Raw genomic sequence first — 14,780 nt, 5'->3', positions numbered from 1 at the left:
TACCTCCTTATACAACCGTCATTTGGCCTGCATAAAGGATGAACGTACGTAGCATGAGTACACCGACCAAGCTCAAAGTGGTAACGACAAAGACATAACTGCCTTTATGGCGCACTTCTGAAGGTATCAGCCAGTTCATGGTAAGAGGTGTTAGCATACCTATTAGTACTACACCAACCCAGAACCACTGCGCCCAAAAGCCACTGGATATCGCGTTCCACGCAGCTGCTTCATTTTGCCCTCCACTGAAGATTAAGCCCGTGAAAAATGTCACCAATACGAACAATTCGAACAACACCACTGGGCGTTCAAACCCGTGAACCCAAGACACGCTAGGGCTGCTAGTCGGTTCTTTAAAGACGAGAATTCCGAACATCAAGCAAGCCGCTGCGCCAGAAGACAAGCTCGAGAACAAGAATAAAATAGGCAGCACTGGGTTGTTAAGCATTGGGTAGGTCTTCAATGCAGACAGTAAGAAACCGGTGTATGCAGCTAAGACTATCGCTAAGAATCCCAGAAAAAGTTCTATGGCGTTGTTGCCTTTACCTAACTTAATAAGCAGACCATCAGCAAAGTCCAGTAGCTTACTTGGCAGCTTTCCTTCACAGAAGTTGATGATTGGATGGCGGAAAATTACGCCGATCCAGGCAAACAACACAATCATGTACACTTGGAACAGGATAACGCCCATCGACATCACGGAAGTCGGATTGTAGTAAATCATGATCTTCCAAAACTCTAGCGGTTTAGTTAGGTGGAAAATCAGAATAACCAAACCAGCAATGATACCAAATGGCGCCAACCAAGCCATGGCCTTCATGATGCCGTTATTTGCTGGGTCACCCTCGATGACTTTACGTTTTAGATAGATGGCAATCATCACCGCACCAGCGGACATACCCGCTAAGAACAAATAGATCGCGATAATCCAATCCCAGACTAACGAGTCAAAGTGGAAAGCACTTTCAAAGCCGTTCATGATGACACCTCCCCTTTGCTCTGCGGAATTTTATACAGCTTAGGTTGCGTACCTAGGTGCGATTTATCCCGGTAAACAACGTGGTCTTCTATCGCTTTGCTCACTTCACTCGTCGGATCGTTCAAATCACCAAATATCAGTGCCTTCGTCGGACAAGACTCCACACAAGCTGGCTGTTTACCTTGCGCTAAATTGGTATCGCGACAGAAATTACATTTATCTGCAGAGTGGTCAACAGGGTTGAAAAAGCGCACTTGGTAAGGGCAGGCCGCTAAGCAATAACCACAGCCGACACATTTCTCTTTGTGCACATCGACGATGCCTGTCTTTTCGTCTTTATATGCAGCACCTGTTGGACAAACATACACACAAGGTGGGTTATCACAGTGCTGGCAAGATTCACGAGTGAATTGGTATTCCACATCAGGGAATTCCCCTATCGGCTCTCCTCGATGAATTTTAAGACGAGTCACACCTTCCGGAACATTATTCACTTCACGACACGCATCAGTACACGCGGTGCAACCAATACAAGCCGTTTCATCGTGTACCATACCTAAACGTTTAGCTCGCTCACTGTCACTGGCATAAAGAGAAGAGCTCACAACGGAAGTGCCTGCAACGCCTGTGGTCAAAATCAGTGCGCCGCTACCGGCTAAGAAATTTCTTCTAGAACATTTCATGCTATCTCTCCTCCTCTTTTGCAAGTTCAGGCTCGATGGCAAATTCAGAGTGACAGTCGACACATTGCTTAATCAGCTCTTTACGGTCGTATGCCAGCGCTTTGGCTTTCGCAGCATGCACATCATGACAATTTGAACACGTCAGGTTTTTCGCGTGTACATCATGCGTCCAGTGACTTTCACGTAACTTCAACGGTGTATGACAATCCACACATTGACTATTGGCTTTAAGGATTAAACTTGGATCAAGAAAGACTTTATCGTGAACGGCTTGAGATTGTGCTGCGGAGAACTTAATCACCTCCGAAGCACCTTCACGGTGATCGGGTCCGATATTACTATGACAATTCGTGCAGTTGAGCTGTTTGCCCTGGCTTAATAGCGCTTGCGGGTCATGCGATAGATTCAGAGTATCTTTGGCGTCCTTATGACACTGGAGACATTTATAGTCTCTGTCACGGATTAACTCGACTTGATGGCGCTCAGTTTGAGCACCTTCAACTGGCTCTGAAGAAGTCGCATGGGCGGCGATGGAAAAACCATAGACGGCAAAGATGAAGAGAAGTTTCAACATTGTCTCTATGGCCAATTTTATATTGCCCATATTTTCTTTCCTTAGCTCTTAAATAAGTGATAATTATTCTCAATTATTTATTTGAGCGACAATTAATTTCCTCTGAAGATATTTTTAACATCTTCAAATGACATCAATTCTTATTTCAGAAAGCCACAACGCTAAACCTATATTTATAATACCTCTATTATTCATAAGAGGTAGAGACAACCGTTCAAAAAGCGAGCTTAATCACCCTATTTTTAAAATGGTTAAAAAGCTAACCCCTTATCAAACAAAGCATTGATGACTACCCCTTTAGGGTTATATAAATTCAAACATGATTGAGATCACTGGTATAAATTGATCTAAAACAAAACAAGTTCCGCTCACTATTTCATCTATTTAATTAAGCCATATTATAAACAGTAGATCTCCGATTCTTATTTGGAATAGCTTCTCACAACGCTGCTAATAAAAATGAATATGGAGATAACACCGTGAGCATAAAACACTGGATGAGCACACCTATCGCGGTTGCGACCTTATTCGCCAGCCAATTATTTTTGGTCGGCGCTCCGTTGGCGGCGGAAGATAAAGGTCTCATCGATCCACGCAATGACGCCTTCGAACAAAACCACCCTGACCAATACCATTCTTGGAAAGCGACATCTGAAAGCGAACATATTGAAGATGCACTCGGAGAAGACCCTAATATGGTCATTCTTTGGGCTGGCTATGGCTTCGCTAAAGACTACAATAAGGCTCGCGGGCACTTTTACGCTCTCGATGATGTTCGTCAAACACTTCGCACTGGTGCGCCCACCGATGAAAAATCAGGCCCCATGCCAATGGCGTGTTGGAGCTGTAAGAGCCCAGATGTCGCACGTGTGATTGATGAACGAGGTGAAGATGGGTATTTCGAGGGAAAATGGGCACGCTTGGGCTCAGAAATCGTAAATCCTATTGGCTGCTCTGACTGTCACGATACTCGCTCTGAGGAGTTCAAAAATGGCGAGCCAGCACTTGCGGTCACTCGCCCGTATGTTGAGCGAGCTTTTGATACGATTGGCAAAAAATTTGATGAGCAATCCCGCCTCGATCAACAAGCCTCTGTTTGTGCACAATGCCACGTTGAATACTACTTCACAGGCCCAACAAAAGCGGTCAAATTCCCTTGGGATATGGGAACTTCAGTAAACGACATGGAGAAGTATTACGACGCACTAAACTTCAAAGATTGGACGCATGCCGTTTCTAAAGCACCCATGTTAAAAGCACAACACCCTGGTTACGAAACTTGGCGAGAAGGCATCCACGGTAAGAACAAAGTAGTTTGTGTAGACTGCCACATGCCGAAAGTAACCAAAGAAGATGGCACTGTGTATACCGATCATAAAGTCGGTAACCCATTTGATCGCTTTGATGATACGTGCGCGCAATGCCACACTCAAACAAAAGAGCAGCTACAGGGCATCGTTTCAACACGTAAGGCGCAAGTATTGAACATGAAGCTAACCGCCGAGAAACAAATCGTTGCTGCACACTTTGAAGCAGGAGTGGCTTGGGATGCCGGTGCAACAGAAGAAGAAATGCAACCAATCTTACAAGACATCCGTCACGCACAATGGCGTTGGGACTATGCAATAGCGTCTCACGGTGTCCACATGCATGCACCTGAAGTTGCGCTCGAAGTGCTCGGTACCGCCGTTGACCGTGCTGCAGATGCGCGAACTAAACTTGTTCGTCTACTTGCGAAGAAAGGCATTACCGAACCAGTACAGATCCCGGACATCTCCACTAAAGCGAAAGCGCAGCAAGCACTCGGTATGGATATGGAGAAAATGAACGCCGATAAGAAAGACTTCTTAGAAACCATTGCTCCAGATTGGGATAAGGCTGCAGCCGAACGCGAAGCCACGTACTAATTAAACTGACAGATATGGGTAAATAGATACGACAAGGGGCGCACAGTACGCCCCTTTCTTTATTTCTTCATCCTCAATCTTATCGAGAGATAAAAATTAGATTCACTAGCGACGAGGAAGCCTCGGCCTAGGTTGGATATTTGGACGTGCTTTAGGCATCTGCACATTTGGACGAGCAACTGGTCGCTGGATTTTCGTTTCCGGTAATGCTTTTCTTTGTTGAACCTTTTCTTTCACGGCTTTGTCTTGTAAAGCTGCAGGCTCAATACGCTCCGGACGATTTTCCCACTTGGTTTGAATCTCCTGCTTTTGTTCTTCAGGAAGCGATTGCCAATGGTCGTCTAACTGACGCTTCATATTGTCAATATTGGCGGACATATCATCGTCCTTCCAATCTTCTACCTTGTCTTTAATCGATTGCTGTTGGTCTTCATCTAAGCCATTCCACCATTCTTCGAGCTTCTCTTTGTATTCATCGTCGTTGTCGCAACAACCCGGGTAATAATAAATCCAGTAGTCGTCATGATCGTACCACCAAGGATCATAGTAACCTGAAGAATAATAAACCGAAGAGGAAGAGCCAGAATGATCGGAAGAGCTACAACCCGCCAATATAGAGCCGCACAGCAAAACCAATATGCTCAGTGCTTTATTTTTCATTCGTTGCCCACCTTTCCCTCTACTGCTTATTAAATTGTACGCCTACAACAGCTCTTTTGCTTTGTTGATAGAGTTAATGATTTGCACTCTATCTAAGTTTGGATCATTAGAATCTAATAATAGTACCCAAGTATCAATGGCTTCCTGAAAGCGGAATGACAAAAAATGGTCATTTGCGATCAAAGACAAAGCCGCTTCATTGTGAGGTTCAAGTTGTAGCGCTTGTTCAAGCAACAAACCCACTTCATCCGTCATTGCTTGCTTATGAATGTAATACAGGGTCGTCGCTTTAGCGGCAAGCTGAGTAGCACTGACTGGGTCAGTCAATTGGATCGCGTAGTCGAAACAAATAAGAGCACCATCAAACTCTCCTTCGAGCAAATAGCCCTGCCCTAGCTGGAACCAAAGCTCGGCATTATTAGACTCATCCCGAAGTTGGGTTTGAATCTCTTCCATGATGTCGCGAGTGGTCATCATGCGTGACATTTCGGCTTGAATCGGCGGTGGCGGCGGTTGTCGAAATAGCAAAAAGCCAGCGGTCGTCAGAACGAAAACTAATACGCAAAAACCAAACCATTTTGCCGGTTTTATTCGAGACGCGCTCAAGGACAACAAGACGATGAACAAACCCATCAACGTGATGGCAACAAAAAACCAAACAGACATAACACGACCTATCGGAGAATGTATGCACAGTTTACTGGTTTATGATTTGAATTGCGGTGATACAAATACAAAAAAGCCGAGCATTTCGCTCGGCTTTCACATTTAGCTATGAAGGTGAAGATTATTCTTCTTCAGAGCCTTCTTCTGCGTCATCTGCTTTTGGCGCTTCAGGTGCTTGTTGCTCTGCATTCACTTCTGTCGTTTCGGCTGCTTCTGCTTCTTCGCCTTCAGGCAATTCAACTTCTTCAACTTCATCGATACGCTGTAGGCCAACCACTGATTCGTCTTCTGCTGTACGGATCAGAGTCACACCTTGAGTGTTACGACCAACTTGGCTAACTTCTGCAACACGTGTACGAACTAGAGTACCAGCGTCGGTGATCATCATCATCTCGTCGCCTTCTTCTACTTGTACCGCACCAACTACTGGACCGTTACGTTCAGAAACCTTGATAGACACAACGCCCTGAGTTGCACGACCTTTCGTTGGGTATTCTGCTAGTTCAGTACGTTTACCATAACCATTTTGAGTAACGGTTAGGATGTCACCTTCGTTCGATGGAACGATCAGAGAAACCACTTGGTCATCGTCTGCTAACTTCATACCGCGAACACCCGCCGCTGTACGACCCATTGCACGTACTTTGTCTTCGCTAAAGCGAACCACTTTACCTGCTTTAGAGAACAGCATGATGTCACTATCGCCGTTGGTGATATCAACACCAATTAGCGAGTCATCATCACGCAAGTTAACAGCGATTAGACCGTTTGAACGTACGTTTGCAAACTGGTTCAGTGGGGTCTTCTTAACCGTACCGTCACCCGTTGCCATGAAGATAAATTTCTCTGGAGAGAACTCATCAACAGGAAGGATTGCAGTAATACGCTCGCCTTCCTCTAGCGGAAGGATGTTTACGATCGGCTTACCACGAGCAGTGCGAGTTGCATGCGGCAATTGGTATACTTTCAGACGGTAAGTCTTACCACGAGTAGAGAAACATAGGATGTTATCGTGAGTATTTGCAACAAGTAGACGCTCGATGAAGTCTTCATCTTTCATCTTCGTTGCACTCTTACCTTTACCACCACGACGCTGAGCTTCGTAGTCGCTTAGAATTTGGTACTTAACGTAACCTTCGTGAGACAGAGTCACAACCACGTCTTCACGAGCAATCAGCTCTTCCATGTCAATGTCATGGGTTGCTGCTGTTATTTCTGTACGACGAACATCACCGTAACTATCACGAACTGCTTCTAATTCTTCGCGGATCACTTCCATTAGACGCTCAGTGCTTGCAAGGATATGCATTAGCTCTGCAATTTCTTCTAGAAGTGCTTTGTATTCATCAAGAATCTTCTCGTGCTCTAGACCGGTTAAGCGGTGTAGACGAAGTTCTAGGATTGCTTGCGCTTGAGTTTCAGTTAGGTAGTACAGACCATCACGGATACCGTATTGATCTTCTAGCCATTCTGGACGAGCTGCATCAGTACCAGCACGCTCAAGCATTGATGCTACGTTACCAAGATCCCAACCACGCGATACCAAGCCAACTTTTGCTTCTGCTGGTGTTGGTGCGTTTTTGATCAACTCAATAACTTCATCGATGTTTGCAAGAGCAAGAGACAGTGCTTCAAGGATATGAGCACGTTCACGCGCTTTGCGTAGTTCGAAGATAGTACGACGAGTTACAACTTCACGACGGTGGTCAACGAAGCACTTCAACATGTCTTTTAAGTTGAATAGCTGTGGTTGGCCGTTGTTTAGCGCAACCATGTTGATACCGAAAGTGGTTTGAAGCTGAGTTTGTGCGTAAAGGTTGTTTAGTACAACTTCACCCACTGCATCGCGCTTACATTCAATAACAATACGCATACCGTCTTTATCCGACTCGTCGCGCAGTGCACTGATGCCTTCTACTTTCTTATCTTTCACTAGCTCAGCGATCTTTTCGATCAAGCGAGCTTTGTTTACCTGGTAAGGGATTTCAGTGACGATGATGGTTTCTTTACCATTCTTCTCCACTTCGATGTCCGCTTTTGAACGCATGTAGATTTTGCCGCGACCAGTTTTGTACGCGTCTACGATGCCTTTACGACCGCTGATAAGTGCTGCCGTAGGGAAATCAGGACCAGGAATGTAATCCATCAGTTCATCAATGGTGATTTCTTCATTATTGATGAATGCAAGACAGCCATCGATCACTTCGCCAAGGTTGTGTGGCGGGATGTTGGTTGCCATACCTACCGCGATACCAGAAGCACCGTTTACCAATAGGTTAGGAATTTTCGTTGGAAGAACCGCTGGGATTTGCTCTGTACCATCGTAGTTAGGTACGTAGTCCACGGTTTCTTTATCTAGGTCAGCCAGAAGCTCGTGGGCAATTTTCGCCATACGTACTTCGGTATAACGCATTGCCGCAGCAGAGTCGCCATCGATCGAGCCAAAGTTACCTTGACCATCGACCAGCATGTAACGAAGTGAGAACGGCTGAGCCATACGTACGATTGTGTCGTACACAGCACTATCACCGTGTGGGTGATATTTACCGATTACGTCGCCGACAACACGGGCTGATTTTTTATATGGTTTGTTCCAATCGTTGCCTAGTACGTTCATCGCGAATAAAACGCGGCGGTGTACTGGTTTTAGGCCATCACGCACATCTGGAAGAGCACGACCCACGATTACTGACATCGCGTAGTCTAGGTATGAACCTCTAAGCTCATCTTCAATGTTTACGGGCGTGATCTCTTTAGCTAAATCGCTCATAGAGCCATTATCCCTCTATTATCTGATCGTAATTACGATACGTGTAAGGTGCAAAAATATAACACACAATTCATCAACGGGGCATCACTTTCCCGCTCCTTTTATCAGGTTGTGAGCTTCGTTATGAGTTAAATGAAGAGAATTTGCACATTCATCCCATATCTTTCTGAAAACTGACTATATTTCCACCAACGTCGTTCAAAAATCTCCCCTGTAGCGATTGTGAGAAAAGAAGCAGTTTTAACGTATCGTACCATTGGAGTATAATCTCGCCTTCCAAAGGACTATTAGCGAAGCGATATAACTATCATGACTAAAGCACAAAACGTCGACCCTAGTGAAATTAAGAAATTCGAAGAGATGGCTTCTCGTTGGTGGGATTTAGAGGGCGAGTTCAAACCTCTTCACCAAATTAACCCGCTTCGCTTGAACTATGTCCTAGACAAAGCCGATGGCCTGTTTGGGAAGAAAGTGCTCGATGTTGGCTGCGGTGGTGGCATCCTTGCCGAGAGTATGGCAAAAGAAGGCGCCGTCGTTACCGGGCTAGATATGGGTAAAGAGCCTCTCGAAGTTGCTCGTCTTCATGCGCTTGAAACAGGCACCAAGTTGACTTACATCCAAAGCACGATTGAAGACCATGCAGAAGAAAATGCGGGGTCTTACGATGTCGTCACTTGTATGGAAATGCTTGAGCACGTGCCAGACCCGCTTTCGGTTATCCAGTCGTGTGCAGCACTTGTGAAACCTGGTGGCCATGTCTTCTTCTCTACACTAAACCGCAACATCAAATCTTACTTGTTTGCGATTGTGGGTGCTGAAAAACTATTAAAGATTGTTCCTGAAGGCACGCACGACCATGAAAAGTTCATTAAGCCAGCAGAAATGATGAAGATGATAGACCAAACTGACCTAACAGAAATGGGCATCACCGGCTTACATTACAACCCGCTAAACGACAGTTACAAACTAGGCCGTAATGTGGATGTAAACTACATCGTGCACACTCAGAAGTATTGATAATGTCACCATCTCGCCAAGAGATATCCTTTCATTAAAATATGAAATTAAGTGAAAAGCGGTAGCATAAATGCACCGCTTTTTTTGTCATATTCTGTATAAAAATAGTGCTCTAGATTCCATTTTGACCAATCTATTTTTAACAGACAAAAACTATCAAAGATCAAGGAAAATATTTTTACATGCGGTTATTTATGAACCGATCTGAAAAACGTAATTTTCCCCATTCAAGTCCGCCCTTTTCTCATCGGTTAGTGTTCACTTACTGATTTTTTTTATTTTGTTAGTTATCCACAAGTCATCCCAAACCTGTGCCTTGAAAAATTGGGGTAACAGCACTATCTTGTAACTCGAAAACAAATTAACCCCTATATGTTGTGTTTAAGCTACAATATATAGATAGACTTTGATCACAAAGCCGCCGCAAATTTTACAAGTTTTGCACATAAACAAACAAAAACACGGCTTTTATCAGTTTTCTTAGGGAAATAAAGCAGAATGAACCAACAACTTACCGTCACCAAGCGTGATGGCCGTAAAGAAACTATCGATCTGGAAAAAATCCATCGCGTTATCACTTGGGCTGCCGAAGGTCTTAACAACGTTTCAGTATCTCAAGTAGAACTGCGTGCTCACATCCAGTTTTACGACGGCATCACCACGTCAGATATCCATGAGACGATGATCAAGTCTGCCGCAGACCTGATTTCAGAAGAAACACCGGACTACCAATACCTAGCTGCTCGCCTAGCGGTATTCCACCTACGTAAAAAAGCATACGGCCAATACGAGCCGCCAACGCTATACAATCACGTAGCTCGTCTTATTGATATGGGTAAGTACGATCAGCACATTCTGGAAGACTACACAAAAGAAGAACTAGACGAACTTGATGCGTACCTAGACCACAAACGCGATCTAGACTTCTCTTACGCTGCTGTAAAACAGCTAGAAGGTAAGTACTTCGTACAGAACCGTGTATCTGGCGAGATCTACGAAAGTGCTCAGTTCCTATACATCCTAGTTTCAGCTTGTCTGTTCGCAAATTACCCGAAAGAAACACGCCTTGATTACATCAAGCGTTTCTACGATGCGACATCGACATTTAAGATTTCTCTACCTACACCGATCATGTCTGGTGTACGTACTCCTACTCGTCAGTTCAGCTCATGCGTGCTGATCGAGTGTGGTGATAGCCTTGATTCTATCAACGCAACGGCGAGCTCAATCGTACGTTATGTATCTCAACGTGCTGGTATCGGTATCAACGCAGGTCGTATCCGTGCGCTAGGTTCTGAAATCCGTGGTGGTGAAGCATTCCACACTGGTTGTATCCCATTCTACAAATACTTCCAAACTGCAGTGAAATGTTGTTCTCAAGGTGGTGTTCGTGGTGGTGCTGCGACGGTGTTCTACCCATTATGGCACGGTGAAGCTCGTTCACTGATGGTTCTTAAGAACAACCGTGGTGTTGAAGAGAACCGAGTTCGTCACATGGATTACGGTGTTCAGTTAAACAAACTGATGTACCAACGCTTGGTAGAGGGTGGCAACATCACGCTGTTCTCACCATCTGACGTACCAGGCCTATATGACGCATTCTTCGAAAACCAAGAAGAATTTGAACGTCTATACGTGAAATACGAGAACGATCCTTCAATCAAGAAAGAGACCGTTAAAGCGATTGAAATGTTCACTCTGCTAATGCAAGAGCGTGCATCAACGGGTCGTATCTACATTCAGAACGTAGACCACTGTAACACTCACAGCCCGTTCGACTCAGAAGTCGCGCCAGTTCGTCAATCAAACCTATGTTTAGAGATCGCACTGCCAACTAAGCCTCTGAAGAACGTTGAAGATGACTCAGGCGAGATCGCACTATGTACGCTTTCTGCGTTCAACCTTGGTGCAATCAAATCTCTTGATGATTTCGAAGAGCTATCTGAACTTGTAGTCCGTGCACTAGATGCACTACTTGATTACCAAGATTACCCACTACCAGCAGCATACAAGTCGACAATGAACCGTCGTACGCTGGGCGTTGGTGTTATCAACTACGCATACTACCTAGCGAAGAACGGTGTTAAATACTCTGACGGTAGCGCAAACGGTCTAACGCACCGTACATTCGAAGCGATTCAATACTACCTATTGAAAGCATCGGTAGCACTTGCGAAAGAACAAGGTAAGTGTCCTTCGTTCCACGAAACGAACTACGCGAAAGGCTTATTGCCAATCGACACTTACAAGAAAGACATCGATCTTATCTGTGAAGAAGAACTCCATTACGACTGGGATAGTCTACGCAAAGAAATCGTTGAACACGGTCTACGTAACTCAACACTGACTGCGCTGATGCCATCAGAGACTTCTTCTCAAATTTCAAACGCAACAAATGGTATTGAGCCACCACGTGGTTATGTATCAGTAAAAGCATCGAAAGACGGTATCCTGAAGCAAGTTGTGCCTGATTTCACTGAGCTGAAAGACAACTATGAGCTGCTTTGGAACATCGGTTCTAACGACGGTTACTTGCATCTTGTGGGTATCATGCAGAAATTCGTTGACCAAGCGATCTCAGCTAACACAAACTACGACCCATCAGGTTACGAAACTGGCAAGGTTCCAATGAAGAAGCTTCTTCAAGACCTGCTAACTGCGTATAAGTTTGGTGTGAAGACACTTTACTACCATAACACTCGTGATGGCGCGAAAGACGACCAGAAAGACGCAGTTCAACCACAAGATGACGATTGTGCAGGCGGCGGTTGTAAGATTTAATCTTCCCCACTGAACAATACGTAAAAACAGACTATCGAACACCTCCCCTCTTGGGGAGGTCTAAAAGGAATTGAGGCATTATGGCTTACAGTACTTTTAACCAGAACAAAAATGACCAGCTAAAAGAACCAATGTTCCTTGGTCAATCCGTGAACGTTGCTCGTTACGACCAACAAAAATTCGAAATTTTCGAAAAGCTAATCGAAAAACAATTGTCGTTCTTCTGGCGTCCAGAAGAAGTTGACGTGTCAAGCGATCGCATCGATTACAACAAGCTACCAGATCATGAGAAGCACATCTTCATCTCAAACTTGAAGTACCAAACGCTTCTAGATTCAATCCAAGGTCGTAGCCCGAACGTAGCACTACTTCCGCTTGTTTCTTTGCCAGAGCTAGAAACATGGATTGAGACTTGGTCTTTCTCTGAAACGATCCACTCTCGTTCATACACGCACATCATCCGTAACATCGTGAATGATCCAAGTGTTGTATTCGATGACATCGTTGAAAATGAGCATATCCTAAAGCGCGCGAAAGACATTGCACACTACTATGATGATTTGATCCAAGCGACAAATGACTACCACCGCTACGGTGAAGGCGAGCACGTTCTAAATGGCGAAACGGTTAAAGTTAGCCTGTACGACTTGAAGAAGAAATTGTACGTGTGTCTGATGTCAGTAAACGCACTAGAAGCCATCCGCTTCTACGTAAGTTTTGCTTGTTCATTCGCTTTCGCAGAGCGTGAGCTGATGGAAGGTAACGCGAAAATCATCAAGCTGATCGCACGTGATGAAGCCCTTCACCTGAACGGCACGCAACACATGATCAACTTGCTACGCAACGGCCAAGATGACTTCACATTCATGCAAATCGCTGAAGAAGCAAAACAAGACTGTTTTGATCTTTTCAAAGAAGCGGCTGAGCAAGAAAAAGAATGGGCAGAGTACCTATTTAAAGACGGTTCAATGATCGGTCTGAACAAAGATATCCTGAGCCAATACGTTGAGTACATCACCAACATCCGTATGCAAGCGGTAGGTCTACCAATGGCATACCCAGAAGCAACAACGAACCCTATCCCATGGATCAACGCTTGGTTGTCATCGGATAACGTTCAAGTAGCGCCACAAGAAGCAGAGATTTCTTCTTACCTTGTTGGTCAAATTGACAACGAAGTAAGCGCAGACGACTTCGAAGGATTTGAGCTGTAATGCCAACCATCAAAATCAACAAACTCGTCAGCATTGAGTCCAACCCATCCAATACTATTTTGGAGACGATGGAGCAAGCTGGACTGTTACCAGAATATAACTGCCGAGACGGCCACTGTGGTGCTTGTCGCTGCAAGTTAGAATCTGGTGAGGTAGAGTATGTAGGTTTTGCAATGGCTTACACTCAGCCAGATGAGATTCTGCCTTGTATTTGCAAAGCGAAATCCAGTGTTTCGCTTAGTGGCGTAAACTATGCGATGAAAGAAAAACGCGCATAAGCTTAGCTCTAACATGACCCGTCCTGATATGGGTTGACACTTTTAGTTAAAACGCTCGATGAACTTCATCGGGCGTTTTGTATTTTAGAGCTGTATGTGGCCTCTGTTCATTATAGAGTTTCACCGACTCAGCAACCATTTTCTTAGCTTCATTCAAGTCGTTCGGCTTAGTCAGCAAGTACTCCATCTTTAAAATACCATTTACTCTTTCAGCTAGAGCATTTTGATAGCAGTCGTATCCATCAGTCATAGAGCATGTCACGTGATATTTTCTGTGTAGTGACTGATATTCCTCAGAACAGTATTGAATACCTCGGTCAGAGTGATGAATAAGCTCGCCCTCATATAGCCGCTCTTTCAAAGCCTTCAGGAATGCACTTTTAACGGCTGGCGTCTTCATATTATCATCTAGATGATACCCAACTATCTTCCTCGAGTAGGCGTCAGTGATTAAGCTGAGATAAGTATTTCCCGCTCGTGTTGCCAAGTAAGTGATATCAGCGACCCATAACTGCTCCGGTTTATTTGGAACCATGCCCTCTTTGATTCGGTTTGGATGGCAGTGGAACCGGTGATGGCTGTTTGTTGTTCGATGATAAGCCCTACGATTTAAGACCAACAGTCGATGCTGTTTTAGCAACGAAAACAGACAGTCTCGCCCTATATCAATGTTATTCTGACTGAGTAAGTACTTGAGCTTTCGAGTTCCTAATCGAGGATGTTGAATCCTTTGCTCTTTGACGAACCCAATGACAGATTGCTCTTTCTGAGTTCGCTGAAGCTCGAGCGCGTAGCGTTTGTAAAACGCCTGCCGAGTAATCCCGATGAAGTGGCAAGCTTTAGTTACTGTGAGCCTTTTGACCGTTTTTCCTTAATAACTCGGCTTTGCGCTTCTTTGAGATTCGGACACCGAAATCCCTATCCATTACTTTTACGACAGCCTCAAAGAAGTCCGCTTTCAGTTGAGTTTCTTCAAGTTGTTGCTCGAGTTCTTTTATCCGTTGTTCTGGAGTTTGAGTAGAAGGAGAATCAGGCATGCCATTACCTACTGTGTTTGGTTTCTCTATTCCTTTAGACCAATTTAGCTGACCGTGCTTACGAAGCCAAACTAAGACAGTAGATCGGCCTTGTATCCCGTATCGCTCTTGAGCTTGTTTATAGGTCATTTCACCTTTTTCTACTTGGTCAACAACCGTCAATTTAAAGGCAAGAGAATAATCTCGTTGGGTTCGTTTACTCGTTGATTTCATG

General features: G+C 44.7%; 12 protein-coding genes. 5 read left to right on the top strand and 7 right to left on the bottom strand.

Going from position 1 to position 14,780, the window contains the following annotated elements:
- Nucleotides 1–7 precede the first annotated feature (7 nt).
- Genes nrfD through nrfB form a run of 3 tightly spaced genes read right to left on the bottom strand, consistent with a single transcriptional unit; the run spans nucleotide 8 to nucleotide 2,266 of the window.
- A complete protein-coding gene (nrfD, locus tag ITG12_RS00405) occupies nucleotides 8–979 on the bottom strand; it encodes a cytochrome c nitrite reductase subunit NrfD (RefSeq protein ID WP_248873332.1) in 972 nt (323 codons plus the stop codon).
- Nucleotides 976–1,662 (bottom strand): cytochrome c nitrite reductase Fe-S protein, encoded by a 687-nt coding sequence (nrfC, locus tag ITG12_RS00400; protein ID WP_248873330.1) that lies wholly within the window; start codon nucleotides 1,660–1,662, stop codon nucleotides 976–978. Before nrfC ends, nrfD begins: the two co-directional genes overlap by 4 nt.
- Before the next feature lies 1 nt (nucleotide 1,663).
- Complete coding sequence (gene nrfB / locus ITG12_RS00395) at nucleotides 1,664–2,266, bottom strand: cytochrome c nitrite reductase pentaheme subunit (RefSeq protein ID WP_038871811.1); 603 nt, start codon at nucleotides 2,264–2,266, stop codon at nucleotides 1,664–1,666.
- A gap of 449 nt (nucleotides 2,267–2,715) precedes the next feature.
- Here nrfB and nrfA point away from each other — a divergent pair, with 449 nt between their 5' ends.
- Nucleotides 2,716–4,143, top strand: coding sequence for an ammonia-forming nitrite reductase cytochrome c552 subunit (gene nrfA / locus ITG12_RS00390; RefSeq protein WP_248873329.1), 1,428 nt, complete (start codon nucleotides 2,716–2,718; stop codon nucleotides 4,141–4,143).
- Nucleotides 4,144–4,248: 105 nt separating this feature from the next.
- Here nrfA and ITG12_RS00385 read toward each other — a convergent pair whose 3' ends face one another.
- The 3 genes from ITG12_RS00385 to gyrA all read right to left on the bottom strand — a co-directional run bounded on the left by ITG12_RS00385 (nucleotide 4,249) and on the right by gyrA (nucleotide 8,239).
- Nucleotides 4,249–4,803, bottom strand: a complete 555-nt coding sequence (locus ITG12_RS00385) for a hypothetical protein (RefSeq protein WP_039977597.1) — start codon at nucleotides 4,801–4,803, stop codon at nucleotides 4,249–4,251.
- A 42-nt stretch (nucleotides 4,804–4,845) separates the two neighbouring features.
- Entirely contained in the window at nucleotides 4,846–5,469 is a 624-nt protein-coding gene (locus tag ITG12_RS00380; RefSeq protein ID WP_248873327.1) for a tetratricopeptide repeat protein, read from the bottom strand.
- A 121-nt stretch (nucleotides 5,470–5,590) separates the two neighbouring features.
- Nucleotides 5,591–8,239 (bottom strand): DNA gyrase subunit A, encoded by a 2,649-nt coding sequence (gene gyrA / locus ITG12_RS00375; protein ID WP_038876068.1) that lies wholly within the window; start codon nucleotides 8,237–8,239, stop codon nucleotides 5,591–5,593.
- Nucleotides 8,240–8,548: 309 nt separating this feature from the next.
- On the opposite strand from gyrA, the gene ubiG reads away from it, so the two are divergent.
- The 4 genes from ubiG to yfaE all read left to right on the top strand — a co-directional run bounded on the left by ubiG (nucleotide 8,549) and on the right by yfaE (nucleotide 13,529).
- A complete protein-coding gene (gene ubiG, locus ITG12_RS00370; protein WP_248873325.1) occupies nucleotides 8,549–9,256 on the top strand; it encodes a bifunctional 2-polyprenyl-6-hydroxyphenol methylase/3-demethylubiquinol 3-O-methyltransferase UbiG in 708 nt (235 codons plus the stop codon).
- A 498-nt stretch (nucleotides 9,257–9,754) separates the two neighbouring features.
- Nucleotides 9,755–12,037: a class 1a ribonucleoside-diphosphate reductase subunit alpha gene (gene nrdA / locus ITG12_RS00365; protein WP_038871826.1), complete on the top strand. Its 2,283-nt coding sequence runs from the start codon at nucleotides 9,755–9,757 to the stop codon at nucleotides 12,035–12,037.
- An 80-nt stretch (nucleotides 12,038–12,117) separates the two neighbouring features.
- A complete protein-coding gene (gene nrdB, locus ITG12_RS00360; protein ID WP_038871828.1) occupies nucleotides 12,118–13,251 on the top strand; it encodes a class Ia ribonucleoside-diphosphate reductase subunit beta in 1,134 nt (377 codons plus the stop codon).
- The gene (gene yfaE, locus ITG12_RS00355; protein ID WP_038871832.1) at nucleotides 13,251–13,529 is read left to right on the top strand and encodes a class I ribonucleotide reductase maintenance protein YfaE; all 279 of its coding nucleotides are present in this window, start codon (nucleotides 13,251–13,253) and stop codon (nucleotides 13,527–13,529) included. Before nrdB ends, yfaE begins: the two co-directional genes overlap by 1 nt.
- 46 nt (nucleotides 13,530–13,575) lie before the next feature.
- Here the strand turns inward: yfaE and ITG12_RS00350 are convergent.
- A protein-coding gene (locus tag ITG12_RS00350; protein ID WP_248873087.1) for an IS3 family transposase occupies nucleotides 13,576–14,779 on the bottom strand; the annotation gives its coding sequence in 2 pieces (ribosomal slippage) (nucleotides 13,576–14,398 and nucleotides 14,397–14,779; 1,206 coding nt in all).
- Between the last annotated feature and the right edge of the window lies 1 nt (nucleotide 14,780).

Origin of the sequence: Vibrio sp. ED002 (assembly GCF_023277445.1) — a bacterium.
GTDB classification, from domain to species: domain Bacteria; phylum Pseudomonadota; class Gammaproteobacteria; order Enterobacterales; family Vibrionaceae; genus Vibrio; species Vibrio jasicida.
Note: the sequence above shows the minus strand (reverse complement) of the source record. Positions and strands in the feature narration are given on the sequence as shown.

Coding starts and splice junctions, on each gene's coding strand:
- nrfD (WP_248873332.1), bottom strand. CDS start 979: ATGAACGGCTTTGAAAGTGCTTTCCACTTTGACTCGTTAGTCTGGGAT.
- nrfC (WP_248873330.1), bottom strand. CDS start 1,662: ATGAAATGTTCTAGAAGAAATTTCTTAGCCGGTAGCGGCGCACTGATT.
- nrfB (WP_038871811.1), bottom strand. CDS start 2,266: ATGGGCAATATAAAATTGGCCATAGAGACAATGTTGAAACTTCTCTTC.
- ITG12_RS00385 (WP_039977597.1), bottom strand. CDS start 4,803: ATGAAAAATAAAGCACTGAGCATATTGGTTTTGCTGTGCGGCTCTATA.
- ITG12_RS00380 (WP_248873327.1), bottom strand. CDS start 5,469: ATGTCTGTTTGGTTTTTTGTTGCCATCACGTTGATGGGTTTGTTCATC.
- gyrA (WP_038876068.1), bottom strand. CDS start 8,239: ATGAGCGATTTAGCTAAAGAGATCACGCCCGTAAACATTGAAGATGAG.
- ubiG (WP_248873325.1), top strand. CDS start 8,549: ATGACTAAAGCACAAAACGTCGACCCTAGTGAAATTAAGAAATTCGAA.
- nrdA (WP_038871826.1), top strand. CDS start 9,755: ATGAACCAACAACTTACCGTCACCAAGCGTGATGGCCGTAAAGAAACT.
- nrdB (WP_038871828.1), top strand. CDS start 12,118: ATGGCTTACAGTACTTTTAACCAGAACAAAAATGACCAGCTAAAAGAA.
- yfaE (WP_038871832.1), top strand. CDS start 13,251: ATGCCAACCATCAAAATCAACAAACTCGTCAGCATTGAGTCCAACCCA.